Origin of the sequence: Agrobacterium cavarae (genome assembly GCF_004310285.1) — a bacterium.
In the GTDB taxonomy this organism is placed as follows: domain Bacteria; phylum Pseudomonadota; class Alphaproteobacteria; order Rhizobiales; family Rhizobiaceae; genus Agrobacterium; species Agrobacterium cavarae.
Window position 1 is genome coordinate 475,747 of sequence record NZ_SISF01000033.1, and the last position, 19,044, is coordinate 494,790.

Annotated in this window: 16 protein-coding genes; 10 read left to right on the top strand and 6 right to left on the bottom strand. The window is 59.7% G+C overall.

Annotated elements, in window-relative coordinates:
- Window positions 1-115 precede the first annotated feature (115 nt).
- Window positions 116-1,663, bottom strand: a complete 1,548-nt coding sequence (locus EYC79_RS20700; protein WP_130979355.1) for a sigma-54-dependent transcriptional regulator — start codon at window positions 1,661-1,663, stop codon at window positions 116-118.
- 170 nt (window positions 1,664-1,833) lie between these two features.
- On the opposite strand from EYC79_RS20700, the gene EYC79_RS20705 reads away from it, so the two are divergent.
- Both EYC79_RS20705 and EYC79_RS20710 read left to right on the top strand, forming a co-directional pair.
- Window positions 1,834-3,684 (top strand): M3 family oligoendopeptidase, encoded by a 1,851-nt coding sequence (locus EYC79_RS20705; RefSeq protein WP_130979356.1) that lies wholly within the window; start codon window positions 1,834-1,836, stop codon window positions 3,682-3,684.
- A gap of 96 nt (window positions 3,685-3,780) precedes the next feature.
- A complete protein-coding gene (locus EYC79_RS20710) occupies window positions 3,781-4,416 on the top strand; it encodes an aminotransferase class IV family protein (RefSeq protein ID WP_130979357.1) in 636 nt (211 codons plus the stop codon).
- A gap of 64 nt (window positions 4,417-4,480) precedes the next feature.
- Here EYC79_RS20710 and EYC79_RS20715 read toward each other — a convergent pair whose 3' ends face one another.
- Together EYC79_RS20715 and EYC79_RS20720 are read right to left on the bottom strand one after the other, a co-directional pair.
- Complete coding sequence (locus tag EYC79_RS20715; protein ID WP_245495326.1) at window positions 4,481-4,780, bottom strand: putative hemolysin; 300 nt, start codon at window positions 4,778-4,780, stop codon at window positions 4,481-4,483.
- Window positions 4,781-4,846: 66 nt separating this feature from the next.
- Complete coding sequence (locus tag EYC79_RS20720; RefSeq protein ID WP_113327463.1) at window positions 4,847-5,755, bottom strand: sensor domain-containing diguanylate cyclase; 909 nt, start codon at window positions 5,753-5,755, stop codon at window positions 4,847-4,849.
- A 242-nt stretch (window positions 5,756-5,997) separates the two neighbouring features.
- Here EYC79_RS20720 and EYC79_RS20725 point away from each other — a divergent pair, with 242 nt between their 5' ends.
- From EYC79_RS20725 to EYC79_RS20750, 6 genes are all read left to right on the top strand, one after another.
- A complete protein-coding gene (locus EYC79_RS20725) occupies window positions 5,998-7,440 on the top strand; it encodes a homospermidine synthase (protein ID WP_130979358.1) in 1,443 nt (480 codons plus the stop codon).
- Between the two features lie 195 nt (window positions 7,441-7,635).
- Window positions 7,636-8,004, top strand: a complete 369-nt coding sequence (omp10, locus tag EYC79_RS20730; protein ID WP_062439721.1) for an outer membrane lipoprotein Omp10 — start codon at window positions 7,636-7,638, stop codon at window positions 8,002-8,004.
- Window positions 8,005-8,214: 210 nt separating this feature from the next.
- Window positions 8,215-10,197, top strand: coding sequence for a 5'-nucleotidase C-terminal domain-containing protein (locus tag EYC79_RS20735; protein ID WP_130979359.1), 1,983 nt, complete (start codon window positions 8,215-8,217; stop codon window positions 10,195-10,197).
- A 551-nt stretch (window positions 10,198-10,748) separates the two neighbouring features.
- Window positions 10,749-11,798, top strand: coding sequence for a ferrochelatase (gene hemH / locus EYC79_RS20740; RefSeq protein ID WP_062439715.1), 1,050 nt, complete (start codon window positions 10,749-10,751; stop codon window positions 11,796-11,798).
- A 43-nt stretch (window positions 11,799-11,841) separates the two neighbouring features.
- The gene (locus EYC79_RS20745; protein WP_062427895.1) at window positions 11,842-12,897 is read left to right on the top strand and encodes an SPFH domain-containing protein; all 1,056 of its coding nucleotides are present in this window, start codon (window positions 11,842-11,844) and stop codon (window positions 12,895-12,897) included.
- Between the two features lies 1 nt (window position 12,898).
- Window positions 12,899-13,363: an NfeD family protein gene (locus EYC79_RS20750; RefSeq protein WP_062427894.1), complete on the top strand. Its 465-nt coding sequence runs from the start codon at window positions 12,899-12,901 to the stop codon at window positions 13,361-13,363.
- 106 nt (window positions 13,364-13,469) lie between these two features.
- Here the strand turns inward: EYC79_RS20750 and EYC79_RS20755 are convergent, their stop codons facing one another.
- Window positions 13,470-14,081 (bottom strand): TetR/AcrR family transcriptional regulator, encoded by a 612-nt coding sequence (locus EYC79_RS20755; RefSeq protein WP_130979360.1) that lies wholly within the window; start codon window positions 14,079-14,081, stop codon window positions 13,470-13,472.
- 62 nt (window positions 14,082-14,143) lie between these two features.
- Between EYC79_RS20755 and EYC79_RS20760 the strand changes: the two genes are divergently transcribed.
- Entirely contained in the window at window positions 14,144-15,118 is a 975-nt protein-coding gene (locus EYC79_RS20760) for a DMT family transporter (protein WP_130979361.1), read from the top strand.
- On the opposite strand, the gene EYC79_RS20765 is transcribed toward EYC79_RS20760, so the two are convergent.
- The gene (locus EYC79_RS20765) at window positions 15,115-16,110 is read right to left on the bottom strand and encodes a KpsF/GutQ family sugar-phosphate isomerase (RefSeq protein ID WP_130979362.1); all 996 of its coding nucleotides are present in this window, start codon (window positions 16,108-16,110) and stop codon (window positions 15,115-15,117) included. The genes EYC79_RS20760 and EYC79_RS20765 overlap by 4 nt on opposite strands.
- 152 nt (window positions 16,111-16,262) lie before the next feature.
- Between EYC79_RS20765 and EYC79_RS20770 the strand changes: the two genes are divergently transcribed.
- Window positions 16,263-17,831 carry a surface lipoprotein assembly modifier gene (locus EYC79_RS20770; RefSeq protein ID WP_130979363.1) on the top strand — a complete coding sequence of 523 codons (1,569 nt, stop codon included), beginning with the start codon at window positions 16,263-16,265 and terminating at the stop codon, window positions 17,829-17,831.
- A 318-nt stretch (window positions 17,832-18,149) separates the two neighbouring features.
- Here the strand turns inward: EYC79_RS20770 and galU are convergent, their stop codons facing one another.
- On the bottom strand, window positions 18,150-19,040 hold the full coding sequence (galU, locus tag EYC79_RS20775) for a UTP--glucose-1-phosphate uridylyltransferase GalU (RefSeq protein ID WP_130979364.1): 891 nt from the start codon (window positions 19,038-19,040) through the stop codon (window positions 18,150-18,152).
- Window positions 19,041-19,044: the final 4 nt, after the last annotated feature.

Genomic DNA, 19,044 nt, shown 5'->3' on the forward strand with positions numbered 1-19,044 from the left:
CTTCCTCTATATAGTGAACAGACAACTAACAAGAGGTTTATGAAGGGTAAGCGAATATCCTTGCTCAGGGGTTAACAAAAATCCGAACGCCTAATTTAGGTTTCATCCCTCATCGTCATGCCGCGTCATGCATCGGATTATCGGGATCAATGCCATAATCCTTCAACTTCCGGTAGAGAGTAGAGCGCCCGATACCGAGTTTTCGCGCCACCTGGCTCATCTGTCCGCGGTAGAATCGCAGTGCGAACCGGATCAGTTCCTCTTCGATTTCGGCAATGGTGCGCACATTGCCGGTCTCATCGGTACTGGCGATCAGACTGCCGCTGGGAAAAACGCCATCATTCTCCACGTCTGCCTCCTCGCTTGCAGTCCCATGCGTACCCGGTGCTTCAGATGCCTTGACCTCGACCAGCGAAGGCGCGGTTCCAGCCACGGACCGATCCGCGGCGTGTGCGCCTGCCTCTCGCGCATTGCCTTCGAAGCCTGGAACCTGCGCGGTGATCTGGACGAAATCGCTTGGTGCCAGCTCGCGGCCCTGCGCCAGAACGGCTGCGCGGAAGACGGCATTTTCCAGTTGGCGGATGTTGCCCGGCCAGTCATAGGCGGTCAGCAGCGCAAGTGCTGCGGCACTGACGCCGACCGTCTGCGGCAGTTTCTGCTCGAGGGAAAATCGTTCGGCAAAGGTGCGCGCCAGGAAGGGAATGTCTTCCTTGCGGCGGCGCAATGCCGGAATGGTGATGGGGAAGACATTGAGGCGGTAATAAAGGTCTTCGCGGAAGCGGCCTTCCTTCACCTCTTCGATCAGGTTCTTCGCCGTGGCGGAAATCAGCCGCACATTCACCTTGCGGCGCCTGGACGATCCCGCGGCTTCGATCTCTCCGCTTTGCGCTGCCCGAAGAAGCTTCACCTGCACCTCGAGCGGCAGATCGCCAAGCTCATCAATAAACAGCGTGCCGCCATCGGCCTGCAGGAACTTGGCCTGCTGGCGCTCGCCAGCCTCACCTTCATCCATCGTTGAGCCGCCAAATAGCATGCTCTCGATCAGTTCAGGCGCAATCGCGCTGCAGTTCAAAATGACGAAGGGCTTCGTCGCCCGGTCGCTGCCCGCATGGATGGCGCGCGCAATCATCTCCTTGCCGACACCCGCCTCGCCTTCCAGCACCACCGGAATGGTGGAGTGGCTGGCGCGTTTTGCCAGATCCACCACCCGTGCCATCGCAGGACTGGCTGACACGATATCCGCAAGACCAATCGGCTGGTGGCGCGCGCGCCGCAGGGATCGACCCTTTGGATCGTCGGATTTCAGCGCACCGGCAATCGCCGTTCCAAGGCGTTCGGGCGAAACCGGCTTGACGACGAAATCGAAAGCGCCTGCCCGCATGGCCTCGACAACCGCGTCGATGCCGCCCTGCCCGGTCTGGACGACAACGGGAACGTCCATGCCGAGATCGTGAACCGCCTGGATGAAGGAAAGACCGTCCAGCCCGCGCATCGCCAGATCGATGACGACGACACCGATCTCCGACCCACGTGTTTTCAAAAACCCAAGGCCCGCCTTGCCGCCCTCGGCCAACAGGCACGCATGTCCATTCTGCTCCACGGCCTGTTTCAGCACACGGCGCTGGACGGGATCATCTTCGACAATGAGAACGTGAACGGTCATTTCGAGCTCCGGTTTCCGGTTTATGAACCTGCCTCATGCAGGCTCTTTGGCTCGACTTTGCCACGCAAGACTTCAACATCGGGTTGTGAGAATTGCTTGCATTTTAAGCATTGCCACAGGAAACAAAGGCACCCATATGCTTCGATGCGAAGACAAAAAGGACGCGTTTCATGACCTTGACGACATCGACCCCCATGCCTGCCTTCTCTCCCGCCGAAAGCGCAAGCGCTGCTCTTGGCGACCTGCCGGTCTGGAAGCTCTCCGATCTTTACCCCTCAGCCGATTCCGCTGAATACAAGGGCGACCTGAAAAAGGCCGAGAGCGATGCCAAGGCATTCGAGACGAAATGGAAGGGCAAGCTTGAAGCTGCCGCCAGCCGTTCGGGCGATGAGGGCATCGGTGCGGCATTGAAGGAATATGAAGCACTGGACGACATTCTCGGCCGCATCGGTTCCTTTGCGGGCCTCACCTACTTTTCCGATACGTCGAACCCGGCCAATGGAAAGCTCTACGGCGATGCCCAAGCCAAGCTCACCGATATCGCCTCGCACCTTCTGTTCTTCCCGCTGGAACTCAACCGCATCGACGATGCGCTGATCGATGCCGCATTCGACAAGGATGCGCTTGCGGCGCACTACAAGCCGTGGCTGGTGGACCTGCGCAAGGATAAGCCGCATCAGCTGGATGACAGCCTGGAGCAGCTGTTCCTGGAAAAATCCATGACGAGTGCAGCCGCCTTCAACCGCCTCTTTGACGAAACGATGACCGACCTTCGCTTTGACGTTGACGGCGAAGCCCTGCCGCTCGAGCCGACGCTCAACATGCTGCAGGAGCCGGATCCGGAAACGCGCCGCAAGGCGGCAGCCGCGCTCAGCGCCACCTTCAAGGAAAACTTGCGCGTCTTCACGCTGATCACCAACACGCTGGCCAAGGACAAGGAAATCTCCGACCGCTGGCGCAAGTTCGAAGACATTGCCGACAGCCGCCATCTGGCAAACCGCGTCGAGCGCGAGGTGGTCGATGCGCTCGCGGCTGCCGTGCGCGAGGCCTATCCGCGTCTGTCGCATCGCTATTACAAGATGAAGGCCAACTGGCTCGGCATGGAGCAGATGAACTACTGGGATCGCAACGCGCCGCTTCCAGATACGTCCAACGCCATCATCCCCTGGGGTGACGCGAAGGATATGGTGCTCTCCGCCTATGGCGCCTTTGCCCCGGAAATGGCCGATATCGCCCGCCGCTTCTTCGATGAGGAGTGGATCGATGCGCCCGCCCGCCCCGGCAAGGCGCCGGGCGCCTTTGCCCATCCAACGGTGCCGTCCGCCCATCCTTATGTTCTGGTCAATTATCTTGGCAAGCCGCGCGACGTCATGACGCTTGCCCACGAGCTTGGCCATGGCGTGCACCAGGTTCTAGCCGGTGAGCAGGGTGCGCTGATGTGCGCCACGCCGCTGACCCTTGCCGAGACGGCCTCGGTCTTCGGCGAGATGCTGACCTTCCGCAAGCTTTTGGAAGCCACCACCGATCCGCGCGAGCGCAAGGCCATGCTGGCGCGCAAGGTGGAGGACATGATCAACACCGTCGTTCGCCAGATCGCCTTCTACGAATTCGAGCGCAAGGTGCATACCGCCCGCAAGGAGGGTGAACTGACCGCCGAGCAGATCGGTGAATTGTGGCTGTCGGTGCAGGAAGAAAGCCTCGGGCCGGCGATCCGCATTTCGGAGGGTTACGAGACGTGGTGGACCTATATCCCCCACTTCATCCACTCGCCCTTTTATGTCTATGCCTACGCCTTTGGCGACTGCCTGGTGAACTCGCTCTATGCCGTCTATCAGAATGCCGACGAGGGCTTCCAGGCGAAGTATTTCGAGCTTCTGAAGGCTGGCGGCACCAAGCACCATTCGGAGCTTCTGAAACCCTTCGGCCTTGATGCGACCGACCCCTCCTTCTGGAGCAAGGGTCTGTCGATGATCGAAGGGCTGATCGACGAGTTGGAAGCCCTCGACGCGCCGTCAAAATGAGACCGTGACAACAAAAATCGGCGACGCTCCCATTTCGGACAAGCTTCGCCGGTTTTTATATCCCGTCGGAACAGATGCAGAAGACGGACCAGGAGCATGAAGCGCAAGCCCGCTGACCTTACCTTGAGGGAAACATTGCGATGGGAGCCGCAAAGCGGCTTCCAGCGGCTGGAACAGCATCTGCGCCGCCTGCTGCGGTCTGCCGATGCGCTGGGTTTTCGCCCGCCGAAAGATCCGGCCTCGGCACTCAAAACAACCGTGAACGGCGACGGCCCTCTGAAGGTCGCTCTGGTGATGAACTACAAGGGCGAGCTGGAGATTGCCGCAGAGCCCTTTCAGCCGCTTGCGCCGGATGCTGTCTGGCGGCTGAAGATCGCTGAAAAGACCAGGCTCGATTCCAGCGACACTTTCTACCGGCACAAATCCTCGCGGCGCGAACCCTATGATGCCGCGCGTGCCGAGTTTTCATCCAAGGAGGCTGACGAGGTCCTGCTTCTCAACGAGCGTGGTGAAATCTGCGAAGGCTCCGCCACCAGCCTCTTTGTCGAAGGCCCGGACGGCCAATTGCTGACCCCACCGCTCGATAGCGGCATTCTGCCGGGTGTTTTGCGCGCAGATCTTATCCGCGAGCGCAAGGCGCGTGGACAGGCGCTGAAGCCCGAAGATCTGCAAGGCAGGAAGATTTTCGTCGGCAACTCGCTGCACGGGCTGGTGCCGGCCGAACTGGTCTAGTTCGAGCAGGGATGATCGACCGGATTTAAATAGAGCCCGGTCGACAATCACTGAAACCTCAGTCTCATTTGGCGAGAAAAGGGTTCTTCGACTTCGCGGGAACTTTACCATCGAACATACGGAACAATGTCCACTCCTCAACGATCTTGTTTTTCGTCAGGTAGCACAAACCGATTTCGTCACCGGAGGACAGTTTGGCGCTGACGGAACGACCGCCCATCTTCGCGCAGAAATCTGAAGCAGGATTGCTCATTGCCATTGCGCTCGAGCCGAGGCCAAAAATCGTTGCACTGACGGAAAGAGCGAGCAATATCGTTTTCATTACATTTTCCTCTTGAATGATCGATGATGCGACACCCGGCACTATCACGTCGATCTGGACCGATCTGTGACTAAGCCCATGATTTAGAAAAGACTTTAATGTTTAGCGCTAATTGACAATCCACTCAAGCCGGGCGCGGCCATTCTGCTTGGCGAGATAGAGCGCCCGATCGGCGCGATGGTAGAGTTCGTTGCTGCCCTCACCCGCCTTGTAGAGCGCAATGCCGGCCGAGCAGCTATAGGAAAATTCGGGATGGTCGGCGAAGGGTCGTGACTCTGCCGCTTTTTCCAGAATGCGTCCGACGATCGAGGCGCATTCTTCCAGTCCGGTTCGTGGCATCACGAGCATGAACTCTTCGCCGCCGACACGGCCAAAATAGTCCGGCCGGCGAATGGTCGAATGGGCAAGCTTGACGAAGTCGCGCAGCACCGCATCGCCACCCTGATGACCGAAGCGGTCGTTGACCCCCTTGAACAGATCGATATCGATGATGGAAATGCTGAACGGGGGCTCGATGTCCTTGTCGACATTTTCGGCGTGATCTGCCAGGCGAGCGAAAACAAAACGTCGATTGGAGGTTCCGGTCAACTCATCGGTCTGCGCGGCGCGCAGCGCAAGGTCGCGATCCTGCCGCAGACTACGCTGGTTTTGACGAAGTGCGGTGATGTCGGTGCCGACGCACAGCATCCAGCCATCCGTTTCCACCGTCTCCGTCATCCAGATCCAGCGCCCGTCATGCATATCGAGTTCGAGCCCGCGAAAGGCCTGCTTGCCGCGCCGGGATTGAGCGGAGAGAAGCCAGGCCTCGAAATCCCTTGTATTGATGATCAGGCCCTGACGGTTCTGATAATTCAAACGGATGATCTCGGCCCAGGTGGGAAAGCTGTCTTCGGAAAGATGGAAGGCTTCGCGAAAGGCCCGGTTGGCATAGCGAACGCGGTCTTCCGTATCGTAGAGCGCGATAAGAACAGGCGTTACGTCTTGCAACGCCGCCACGCGCTCCAGAAGACCGCCGATATAAGACTGCTCATCATGACGGAACATTCGTCACCTGAAATCCGGCCAGCGTCCCTCATGGCCGCTTATTTAGCAGACAATTATATCGGCTCGTGTCAAAATTGCGATTGCGAGAAAGGATGCATCATTCTCGATAGTAAAGAGAGAATGAAGACGTGCTTCATATTCGCGTCATGTGGTTGTACTTTATTGATACGAATGGATAATCTGGTTTTAGACCATAGTTTACGAAGGGAATTGAAATGACGGAAGCTGCATACCCGATCTACGGGGAGATCAACGGCCCCATCATCATGATCGGTTTCGGCTCTATCGGCCGTGGCACGCTTCCGCTGATCGAAAGGCACTTTACCTTCGACCGGACGAAACTCGTGGTCATCGATCCGCGCGAGGACATCGCCGATGATCTGGCCGAGAAAGGCATTCGCCACATCCGCACCCATCTGACCAAGGATAATTACAAGGACGTGATGACGCCGCTGGTCGAAGGCGGCAAGGGCGGGTTCTGCGTCAACCTGTCGGTGGATGCGTCCTCCGTCGATCTGATGAAGCTCTGCCGCAAGCACGACGTGCTTTATATCGACACCGTCGTCGAGCCGTGGCCGGGCTTTTACTTTGACGACAAGGCCGACAATTCTGCCCGCACCAATTACCGGCTGCGCCAGACCATGCTGAAAGCCAAGGAAAAACATCCCGGCGGCACGACGGCCATTTCCACCTGCGGCGCCAATCCCGGCATGGTCTCCTGGTTCGTCAAGCAGGCGCTCGTCAATCTGGCGAGTGATATGGGCGTTGAGATCGAGGAGCCGAGAACCGGCGACCGCGAAGGCTGGGCAAAGCTGATGCAGACCCTGGGCGTCAAGGGCGTGCATGTGGCAGAGCGCGACACGCAGCGCGCCCGCGAGCCCAAACCCTTTGGCACTTTCTGGAACACCTGGTCGGTGGAAGGCTTCATCGCCGAAGGTTTGCAGCCCGCCGAACTGGGCTGGGGCAGCCACGAAACGTGGAAGCCGAAAAACGCCAGGAAGCACAAGAAGGGATCGAAGGCAGCCATCTATCTGGAGCAGCCCGGTGCCGATACCCGCGTGCGCACATGGTGCCCGACCCATGGCGCACAATATGGCCTGCTCGTCACCCACAACGAGGCGATCTCGATTGCCGATTACTTCACCGTGCGCGACGAGGATGACAAGGTCGCCTTCCGCCCCACCTGCCACTATGCCTACCACCCTTGCAACGACGCGGTTCTGTCTCTCTACGAGATGTTCGGCAATGGCGGACAGGCGCAAGCCGTGCAGCATGTGCTGACGGAGGACGAACTGGTCGATGGCGCCGACGAGCTCGGCGTGCTCCTCTACGGCCATGAGAAGAACGCCTACTGGTATGGCTCGCGCCTGACGCTGGAACAGGCACGCAAGCTTGCCCCCAACCAGAATGCCACCGGCCTTCAGGTCAGTTCCGCGGTTCTGGCCGGCATGGTCTGGGCGCTGGAAAATCCGGACGTCGGCATCGTCGAAGCGGACGAGATGGATTATCGCCGCTGCCTCGAAATCCAGAAGCCCTATCTCGGCCCGGTGGAAGGCCATTACACCGACTGGACCCCGCTGGACGGTCGTCCCGGCTTCTTCCCGGACGATATCGACAAGGACGACCCCTGGCAGTTCCGCAACATTCTGGTGCGCTGAGCCCTGATGGAAAGGAAGGCGCTCAGGCCAAAACCTGAGCGCGTCCCGCTGCGCATTGATGCAGTTTTGCCACGCTTGCGGTTTTGTGGTGCGATGCCGGAACCGGTGTGTATCGCCTGTCGTTCGCTTGCAATAAACCGGAACTCGCGCCATGGTCATTAACCATTGGCTGAAGAATCGCAGGAGAAAAGAATAATGTATTTCAAGACAAGTGTTGCCTTGCTGTTGGCTGCAGTTGCCGTTTCTTCTTGTGCTCCAGCCTCAAGCCCCATGCGGCCCATGCCGTCGATTTCGCAGCGCCCCGCAGTGGATGGCCGCTGGATCGACCGTAACGGCATCGTCTCCACGTTCCAGAACGGGTCCTTCTCCACCCGTTCCTCCGACACCAACACGCTTCTGGCATCCGGAACCTACGTGGCGATCTCCCCCACCCTTTACGAGATCAACATGACCTCGCTGGTGCGCAACACCCAGTCGCGCGTCAATTGCGCCCTGATTTCCCCCGGTCAGTTGAACTGCACGACGGATACCAACAGCCAGTTCACTCTGACTCGTCAGGGCTGAGCCGAAAGGCCCCACCGAATAAAGAGCGATCTCTTATTCAACGCGCGCGTGTAGCGCGCGTTTTTTTATTGTCACTCCACCACAAGAATTCTACTTGCGGCAGATGCTTCAAGATGGAAACATGCCTTCGAATGGCTGTCACAGTCTTGCATTAGCTGTGAATGTTGACGGTCTGAAACGAAAAGCACGACATCAACAGGAGAGAGACTGATGAACAGGATTTTGAGATTTAGCCTGATGACCGCGTCCGTGGTCGCGCTTTCGGCGGGTGCAGCACTTGCCGACTATCAACTCAACATCCTGCATATCAACGATCTTCACTCCCGCATCGAGCCGATCAACAAATATGATTCCACCTGCTCGGCTGCCGAGACGGAAAAGAAAGAATGCTTTGGCGGCATTGCCCGGGTGAAGGGCGCGATCGACGCGCGTCGCGCCGAGCTTGGCCCGAACGCCAATATTCTGGTTCTCGATGCCGGCGATCAGTTCCAGGGCTCGCTCTTCTATACGCAGTACAAGAGCGGCCCGGTTGCCGAATTCATGAACGGCATCGGCTTCGACGCCATGGCGATCGGCAACCATGAATTCGATGATGGCCCGGCAGAACTTCTGAAGTTCATCAACGCCGCCAAGTTCCCGATCATTTCCGGCAACACCAAGATTGCCGACGGCTCGGAACTGAAGGACAAGTTCAAGGGCTATGTCGTCAAGGACATGGGCGGCCAGAAGGTCGGCGTGGTGTCCGTTCTCGCCACCGATACGGGCGAAACCTCCTCTCCGGGCGACAAGGTCTCCTTCGAGGATGAGGTCGCCTATCTCAAGGGCGCGGTGAAGGAACTGCAGGACCAGGGCGTCAACAAGATCGTGCTGCTTTCGCATGTCGGCTATGTGCGCGATCAGGAAATCGCGAGAGAAGTGGATGGCATCGACGTCATCGTCGGCGGCCATAGCCACACGCTGCTCTCCAGCACCGATCCGAAGGCCGCCGGCCCCTACCCGACCATGGTCAAGAACCCATCGGGCGTCGATGTTCCGGTCGTCACCGCTTATGCCTACTCCAAATATCTCGGCGATCTCGCCGTCACCTTCGACGATAACGGCGTGGTAAAATCCGTCAGCGGCGCACCGAAGTTGCTCGACGCAGCCGTTGCCCAGGACGATGCCTACAACAAGCGCGTGGCAGAACTCGCCGCACCGCTGGAAGAGATGAAGAAGAAGGAAATCGGAGTCAGCGAAGCCCCGATCGACGGCTCGCGTGAGGTCTGCCGCGCCAAGGAATGCTCGATGGGCAACCTCGTTGCCGACGCGCTGCTTGACCGCGTGAAGGATCAGGGCATCACCATCGCCATCCAGAACGGCGGCGGTCTTCGCGCCTCCATCGATGCCGGCCCGGTCACCATGGGTGAAGTTCTGACGGTTCTGCCGTTCCAGAACTCCATCGCCACCTTCCAGATCAAGGGCGCCGACCTTGTCGCGGCTCTCGAAAATGGCGCAAGCCAGATCGAGGAAGGTGCGGGTCGCTTCGTCCAGGCGTCGGGCCTGAAATACACCTTCGATCGTTCCAAGCCTGCCGGAAGCCGCATCGTCTCCGTCGAGGTCAAGGAAGGCGACAACTTCGTCAAGCTCGACCCGGAGAAGACTTATGGCGTCGTGACCAACAACTACACCCGCACCGGCGGCGACGGCTTCAAGACCTTCGCCACCAAGGCGATCAACCCCTATGACTTCGGACCGAGCCTGGAAGATGCGGTGGCTGCCTATATCGGCGCGCACAGCCCTTACAAGCCCTACACGGACGGTCGCATCGTAGACGCAACGCCTGCCGGTTACGTCGCCCCACCAAAGCAGCCCGCCGCACCGGCAGCACCCGCTCCGGCCACCACGGCTCAGGCTCCTGCGGCACCCGCGCCTGCTCCTGCTGCACCGGCTCCCGCCACGCCAGCACCGGCAACACCAGCGCCGTCTACCGCCGCACCTGCAGCTCCGGCTGCTCCTTCCACCACGACGCCATCCGCACCGGCAGCCGCCACCGCGGCAGCAAAATATGTCGTCACCAAGGGCGACTCGCTGTGGAAGATCGCCGAGGAGAAATACGGCAAGGGCATCGACTGGAAGAAGATCGCCGAAGCCAATGAGTTGCGCCGTCCAAACCACATCGAGGTGGGCGAAGAGCTGACCATCCCGGCCAACTGATCTTTGGTTGATTGATGACAAGAGCCGGTTCGCATTGCGGGCCGGCTTTTGGTTTTCCACTCGTCCCCGGGCCGAGGGTGGACATGATCGCCCGCAAGCCATTGACAAGATGGATCCTCGGGTCAAGCCCGAGGATGACGGTCGAGAGGTTTTCGTCGTCCGAGATTCACAATGGACCATCCGCCGATCTTAGGACCTTTAACCGGATTGCCTGTTTCGCCGATCTTGCCAAGCGGGATCCAACCCCTCCTCTGCCATCCGGCAAAAGTGTCAGGGATGTCTCCGAACAGATGTCAGGGATGTGTCCGGTCTTTACACTTGACCCGAGGATCCATCTTTCCACCGGCTTACGAGTGCCCGGAAGGGACAATGCCAATGCCGCGGCCCTCGCAACGGGGCGTCAACCGCTCAATCATCCCGCATCGCGCTGATATGCCACGTGCGCTTTGTCAAAAATCAATTCAGATCAGGGGATTGATGGTCTAAAGATTGATCCAAGAGATCAAAGCGGACGTAGTCTTCCGCGATTCATGAGAGTTCAGGACAAGTTAATGGCCGCAGATATCACCGCTTTCCCCGCAAGCCACCTGCCCAAGGACCATCCGAAGGTTTCCTTCGGCAAGGTCGGCGTTCTTCTCGTCAATCTCGGCACGCCGGATGGCACGGATTACAAGTCCATGCGCCGCTACCTCGCGGAGTTCTTGAGCGACAAGCGCGTGATCGAGTGGTCGCGCCTCTTCTGGTATCCGATCCTCTACGGCATCGTGCTGAACAAGCGCCCGCAAAAGGTCGGCAAGGCCTATGAGGAAATCTGGAACCACGAGAAGAACGAAAGCTACCTGCGCACCTATACCCGCAACCAGTCCGAGTTGATGGCAAAAGCACTGACCGACCTGCCGAATGTGGTGGTCGATTGGGGCATGCGTTATGGCCAGCCCTCGATCGCCTCCAAGATCGATGCGCTGAAGGCCGAGGGGTGCGAGAAGATCCTGCTCTTCCCGCTCTACCCGCAATATGCCGCCGCGACCACGGCCACCGTCAACGACAAGGCCTTTGAGCATCTGATGAAGATGCGCTGGCAGCCGGCACTGCGCACCGTGCCGCCCTATCACGATGACGAAACCTATATTGATGCTCTGGCCAGCTCGGTAAAGGCCCATCTGGCGACGCTGGATTGGGAGCCTGAAAAGCTGATTGCGTCCTTCCACGGCATTCCGCAATCCTACTTCAGGAAGGGCGATCCCTATCACTGCCAGTGCATGAAGACCGGTCGCCTGCTGCGCGAGAAGCTGGGTCTGGACAAGGACCGCTTCCTCATCACCTTCCAGTCTCGCTTCGGACCGGAAGAGTGGCTGCAGCCCTATACCGACAAGACGGTGGAGAGGCTGGCAAGCGAAGGCGTCAAGCGCATTGCCGTGATGAATCCCGGCTTCGTTTCCGATTGTCTTGAGACGCTGGAAGAAATTGCCGGCGAAGCGGGCGAGAGCTTCCTCCACCATGGCGGCGAGAAGTTCACCCATATTCCTTGCCTCAACGACAGTGCGGATGGTATGCGGGTTCTCGAAAAAGTTGTGCGCAAGGAATTGCAGGGCTGGGTCTGATCCCACCCTTTCTTTCGCCCGGTGATTGAACAGGAGAGCAGGAATGGACTTGAGCGGTTTCGATATTTTTGTCATTGCGGCGGTTGTTCTTGTCATCCTGACGCTGGTTGCCGGTATCAAAACCGTGCCGCAGGGATACCGTTATACGGTGGAGCGCTTTGGCCGCTACACCCGCACGCTGGAGCCCGGCCTCAACATCATCACCCCCTTCATCGAGCGGATCGGCGCACGCATGAATGTGATGGAGCAGGTGCTGGATATTCCAACCCAGGAAGTCATCACCAAGGACAATGCCAGCGTGTCGTCCGATGCGGTGGCCTTCTACCAGGTGCTGAACGCCGCCCAGGCCGCCTACCAGATCGCCAATCTGGAATTCGCCATCCAGAACCTGACCATGACGAACATCCGCTCCGTCATGGGCTCGATGGACCTCGACGAGCTTCTGTCCAACCGCGATGCGATCAATGACCGCCTGCTGCGCGTCGTCGATGAAGCGGTCGGCCCGTGGGGCATCAAGGTCACCCGCATCGAAATCAAAGATATTGCGCCGCCGAAGGATCTGGTCACCTCCATGGCCCGCCAGATGAAGGCCGAGCGTGAAAAGCGCGCCCAGGTTCTGGAGGCGGAAGGTTCGCGTAACGCGCAGATCCTGCGCGCCGAAGGTGCCAAGCAATCGGCCATTCTGGAGGCCGAAGGCCAGCGCGAAGCCGCCTTCCGCGATGCCGAGGCGCGCGAACGTCTGGCAGAAGCCGAAGCCAATGCGACCCGCATGGTTTCGGAAGCGATCGCCGCCGGCGATATCCACGCCATCAACTACTTCATCGCCCAGAAATACACCGAGGCGCTCGCCGATATCGGCAAGGCGACCAATTCCAAGATCGTGCTGATGCCGATGGAAGCCTCCTCGCTGATCGGCTCGCTCGGCGGCATCGGCGCCATTGCCCGCGAGGTCTTCGGCAGGGACAATGACGGCACGACCCCGCCACCAGCGCCCCGCGCCACGACAAGCCGTTCCTCCGTTCCGCCATCCAACCGCCCCAGCGGCCAGACGGTCAACGTGACCGTTCCAAACCCTTTCGCCGGCCCGACGGACAAGTGACATGATCCAGAAACTCGTCGCCGATCTCGGTCCCTGGAGCTGGTGGCTGCTGGCGGCCATCCTGCTGGTGGCGGAACTGGCGGCACCCGGCGTGTTCCTGATCTGGATCGGTGCGGCTGCCCTGGTGGTCGGCGCGCTGTCTCTGGCGCTGTGGGACATGGGTTTCTGGGGCTGGCAGATCCAGCTCCTGCTCTTTGCAGCACTCTCCGTCGTCTTCGCCATCGCCGGTCGCCGCTACTATGACCGCAAGCATGCGACAACCGACGAACCCTTCCTCAACCAGCGCGAGGCAAGCCTCATCGGCCGCACGGCCACCCTTCAGGAGCCGATCACCGAAGGCCGCGGCCGCATTCGTCTGGATGACACCTGGTGGCCGGTCCAAGGCACCGACCAGCCCGCCGGCACGCGCGTGCGCATCGCCTCGGCCCATGGCCGCACCCTGACGGTGGAGAAGGCTGAAGGCTGACGCCGCTCAAAGGGTTAAGCCACAAGCACGTTTCCGTGTTGGCTAGAAACACTCTCGGGCGATGACGTAAGGCCGATGTCGGCCGATTTGTCGCCTTCGGCTGGCTCTATGCGCTGCGGACCTGCTCATCGCGGTCACGACGCAGTTTCGCGATCGCCAATTTTCGAAAACGCGCAAAGGCTTCCAGATCATCGTTCAGCTTGACGCGGATGATCGCACCTTCATAAGCGTCGATCAGCTCCACGGCAGCCATTTGCGGATCGACACCCGCCCTCAACTCTCCAGCCTTCTCCGCCTCCTGAAGAAGACCCGCGATGCTGTTTTCCCAGGAACGGTAAGCCTCAGCGAGCTTCGCCCGCAGCATGGCGCTTCGGCCTGAAATGGTCTGTCCCAAGACGCCAAGCAGACAACCGCCTGCTGGGTGCTCTTCCTGGATCGTACCTTCCAGCACTGCAAGATAGGCATCGAGACGTTCCAGCGAACTCAGCCTCTCATCGGCAAAGATGTCTTTGCGCCGCCCGTCCCAAATCTCGGCGTAATGCTCGATGATCGCGCCGACGAAATCGTCCTTGCTTTTGAAGAAATGGTAGAACGATCCCTTTGGGACATCCGCACTGGCAAGGATCGGCCCGATACCCACCCCCTCATAGCCATGCGCCATCAGGCCTTCCAGCCCTTCGCAAATAAGCTTGTGTCGTGTCGCATTCTCTCGTGCCATGACTAGACGACCGGTCTACTATGTGATTCACATTGAGGCATTAAGGGGTTTGTGGGTGGCCGATGTCAAATGAAACCATCATACTCAGCACCCCTCGCGAAGGTCCCGCCACGCCTCAATGTCTGCAGGTGCACGAAGAAAACGCCGCAACGTCATCGGTGACCATCACCCGCGAGAAAACCGCACTCGGCATCATCCTGGTCTGCGGCTCCTACATGATGTACTCAATGCATTATGCCACGATGACGTGGATGGGAGACCTGTTCGGCGTATGGCAGCTCATCTTCATCCGCAGCTTCGTGATGGTGGTTGCCACCCTCGTGATAAAGCCTGCCGCGTGCCGGGAGGTCATCAAGAGCCCCTATAAGTGGGCAACAGCGCTGAGGGCACTGTTTCAAATCGCCTGCACCTTCTGTTTCTTCGCCGCGGCCAAGCTTATGCCGCTTGGACAGGTCACGACGCTTTACGCCACAGCCCCGCTGATCATCGTCGTCCTCTCCATACCGATCCTCGGCGAAAAGGTGGGAAGAGCAAGCTGGGCAGCGGTCGTCATGGGGATGATCGGCACGGTGATCGCCGCCAACCCGGCCGGTTCCCTCAACCTCGCGCCAACGCTCCTTGCTTTTGCTTCCGGCCTGTTCTGGGCTCTCACGGTTGTCTACACCCGCAAGGCCGCGACGAGAGAGAGCACGCAGGCGCAGTTGCTGACGACGGGTCTCGTCTTTTGTCTGGTCAGCGGCCTGCTGATGGACTGGACCATGCCAGCCAGCTGGTTCGAAATCGGCATGTGCGCGATCCTGGGAATAGAGATCGTGCTCGCGCAGGTGCTGTTCCTGGAAGGCTATCGTCTTGCGCCGGCGTCTCTCTTGGCGCCGCTGGAATATCAGAGCCTCATCTGGGTCAGCATTCTGGGCTTTCTGATATTTGGAGACGTGCCCACCCTCCAAACCGTGATGGGGGCGACGCTGATTGTCGCGGCGGGTCTCCTGCTCACGCTTTACGGCAACAGACGCAAGCCTGCGATGACGGGGGATTAAGCCACGCCGATGCGAAGCAGATCGTGGAAGTGAACGAGGCCGATCGGCCGCTTGTCGGCATCGATGACGATCAGCGAGCCGATATGGTGCTTCTCGAGCGTGGCGAGTGCAGCCGTCGCCAGAACCTCTTTCGTCACGGTCTTCGGCGTCCGTGTCATGATGTCGTCTACCGTCAGTTCCGCCAGATTGCGCGTCAGGTTGCGCGCCATGTCGCCCTCGGTGACGATGCCGCAAAGGCGGCCATCTTCATCCAGTACCGCAACGCAGCCGAAATGCTTCTGCGCCAGAACCCGGATCGCCTCGGCCATCGGGGTCCCCTGCGCCACCAGCGGCACGCGCTCGCCGGTGTGCATGATGTCGCCAACAAGCGTCAGGCTGGCACCGAGCTTTCCGCCGGGATGAAACACGCGAAAATCGCCAGCGGTAAACTTGCGTGCTTCCAGAAGCGCAATCGCCAGCGCATCGCCAAGGGCAAGCTGCATCAAGGTGGATGTGGTCGGCGCCAGCCGGTGCGGGCAGGCCTCTTCCTCATCCGGCATCAGAAGGACGATATCGGAGGCTTTCGCCAACGATCCGCCCTTGGCGCAGGTCAGCGCGATCAGCGGAATGGCAAAGCGGCGGGTGTAATTGATGATGCTGCGAAGCTCGGCACTCTCGCCACCCTTGGAAATCGCCAGCACCACATCATTGCCACCGATCATGCCCAGATCACCATGATTGGCTTCCGCCGCATGCACGAAGAAGGCAGGCGTGCCGGTGGAGGCGAAGGTCGCCGCAAGCTTGGCGCCGATATGGCCGCTCTTGCCGACACCGGTGATGATCAGCCGCCCGGTGATGTTGCCGATCACATCGACGGCTTTGGCAAAGGCGTCGCCAAGCTCTCCGGAAAGCGCAGTCTCCAGCGCCGCCAACCCGTTCCGCTCGATCGAAACGGTTCTCAGCGCAGACTCGATGGCGTTGTTTTCGGTCAGGGCAGCAGATCTCGTGGTCATGGCGGGACTGTTACTATTTTCGTCTTTGCCTGTCTATTGGCGAAATCCGCTCCTGCCCCTGATGGTGAGCCGAAAGAGGGCGCATAATCAACCAGATATTAACCATGCGACTTTACCTTTGAGTAACCAAGATACCGAACCGGGTGAAACGCATGACCTCTCACAGCACCGCGCTACGTCAAAAGACGTTGCGCAGAGCAGCCGCCGCTCTGCCGGCCTGCCTGTCGCTGTGCGCGTCCCTCTCCCTCGCCTTGCCCCTGCCCGCGCAGGCGCAGACGCTCGGGCAGAATAGAGGCCAGAACACGGGCCAGAATACCGGACAGAATACGGATCGGAACACGCCGGTGCAGCCTGCCGGGCTGCAAAGCGCCGACCCTTATGCCAACGATCCGGCCTCCGGCAAGAACCCGACGCCTGCCGCGACCGTCGTTCCCACGCCGAGACCGACCACCGGCACCACGACCACGAACGGTACGCGCACAAGCGTCGATCCTGGCAGCGCCGTGGCGGAGCCAGTCGATGAAGCGATAGAACCGGTCGATCGGCGGGAAAACACCTATGAGACCACGCTTGACGGCGGCGAAAAGGTTGCGATCGATGATGGCACCGCGCCCGGCATCCGCATCGGCACGCTGACGCTGCGCCCCTCCATCAGCCAGACGATCAACCATGAGAACAAGACATTTGCCACAGGATCGACCAACCGCAATTATCTGGCGACCGGCATTCGCGGCACCTTGACGAGCGACTGGTCCCGCCATGCGCTGACCGTCACCGGCGAAGGGATCTACGAGCGCAATCTCGGCGGCAGCAGCGCGGGCGAAAGTCCGAGCGCCAATGTGCAGGCCGAACTGCGCCTCGATCTGGCCGACCAGACGACAGCCAGGCTGAAAGCCGGCTACACCTTCAGCCGCGAGGATACAACCGATCCGAACGCCATTACCGGTGCGGCGGTGCAGGGCGGCGAGCACCTCTTCACCACCGGTGCATCGATCGAGCACAATGTCGCCCTCGTCAAGACGCTTGCCGCACTCGATCTGTCGCGCACCGTCTATACCGACGCCAAGGGGCTCAACGGCCAGCCGATCAGCCTGTCCGATCGCGATCGCTCAGGTGCCGCCGTCCGCGGACGTGTCGGTTATGAAGTGTCGCCCGCCCTCATTCCCTTCCTGGAAGCGACAGGGGCGCTCAGCTCCTACGACCAGAAGACAGACAGAACCGGCTACCAGCGCTCATCCGTCTCCTATGGCGCGAAGGTCGGAACGCAGATCGATCTTGGCGAGAAGTGGCGCGGCGAAGTGGCCGTCGGCCTTCTTCGGCGCGACTATGACGATAGCCGCCTGGCATCCGTCAACGCGCTGACCACCGATGGCACACTGACCTGGTCGCCGATGCGCGGAACGGACGTCAACTTCGGCCTGAAGACGGACATCGAAGACTTTGCCGGCGGCCCTGAGGGCGGCTGGGTGACGCGTCAGTTGACCGTCGGCCTGATCCAGCAATTGCGCTATGACCTCGTGGCACGGCTGACGACCGGACTGGAACACCGCAACTTCCAGACCTCCAGCATCAGGGACGAGACGAAATATACGCTTGGTGCCGGTCTGACCTGGAATATCAACCGCTACCTCGATTTCACCACCGACGTCAGCTACGACACCACGCCCGTGACCAACAACCACAATTGGCGCATCGGCGCTGGCCTGACGCTCAAGCGATAGGCCGTTGGTGCTGTCAGGGTGATCCTTCAGCTTGACCCACTGCTGTCCGGTTTAATGAGCCATAGCTATCGTTTGCACCCTCATTCCTGTGCTTGTCACAGGAATCCAGCCGACGCGCGTCTGCGCGGCAAGAAAAGTCTTTTCAGACCAAAGACTTGGTTTGACTGAACGAGCCCCGACCATGGCACCGGACAAGTGTGGGCCTATGCCACAAAAACAAATCCCGGCACGATGCCGGGATTGACGTTTTTCAGAACCGATGCCTCCCCCGCCACTTGGGACCAAGTCCGACATGGCAGGTCAGGAGCGATACGGTCATCAGCCCATCTTGGCGATGATGTCCTTCAGCGGGCCTTCGATCAGCGGACGGATGTCCTCGCGCTGCAGGGCGAAAGCGAGGTTTGCCAGAATGAAGCCATCCTTGGCGCCGGTGTCGTAGGTCTCGCCGCGGAACGGATAAGCGGTGAAATCCTGCTGCTTCAAAAGCTTCAGCATGCTGTCGGTCAGCTGGATCTCATTGCCGGCACCGCGCTCCTGCGTTTCCAGAAGCGTGAAGATTTCCGGCTGAAGGATATAGCGGCCATTGATGAAGTAGTTCGATGGCTGCGTGCCCTTGGCGGGCTTTTCCACCATATCGATGATGCGGAAACCGTTGCCGATCTCTTCGCCGGGCGCGACGATGCCGTAACGATGGGCGAGTTCCGGTGCGCATTCTTCGACCGCCAGAACGTTGCCGCCGCTCTGATCGTAGAGCTCGACCATGCCCTTGAGGCAGGACTTGTTGTCGCCGGTCATGATCATGTCGGGCAGAAGAACCGCGAAAGGCTCGTCGCCGACGATGTCACGGGCGCACCAGACCGCATGGCCAAGACCGAGCGGAACCTGCTGGCGGGTGAAGCTGGCCGTGCCGGCCTTGGGCAGAATGTTCGTCAGCAGCGTCAGTTCGGCATTCTTGTTGCGCTCGCGCAGCATCTGCTCCAGTTCGAACTGGATATCGAAATAGTCTTCGATCACGCCCTTGCCGCGTCCGGTCACGAATACGAAATGCTCGATACCAGCCTCAGCCGCTTCGTCCACCACATATTGGATGACCGGCTTGTCAACGACGGTGAGCATTTCCTTCGGAACAGCTTTGGTTGCCGGCAGGAAACGGGTGCCAAGGCCAGCCACCGGAAAGACCGCTTTCCGAATTTTCTTTTTTTCTACCACACAT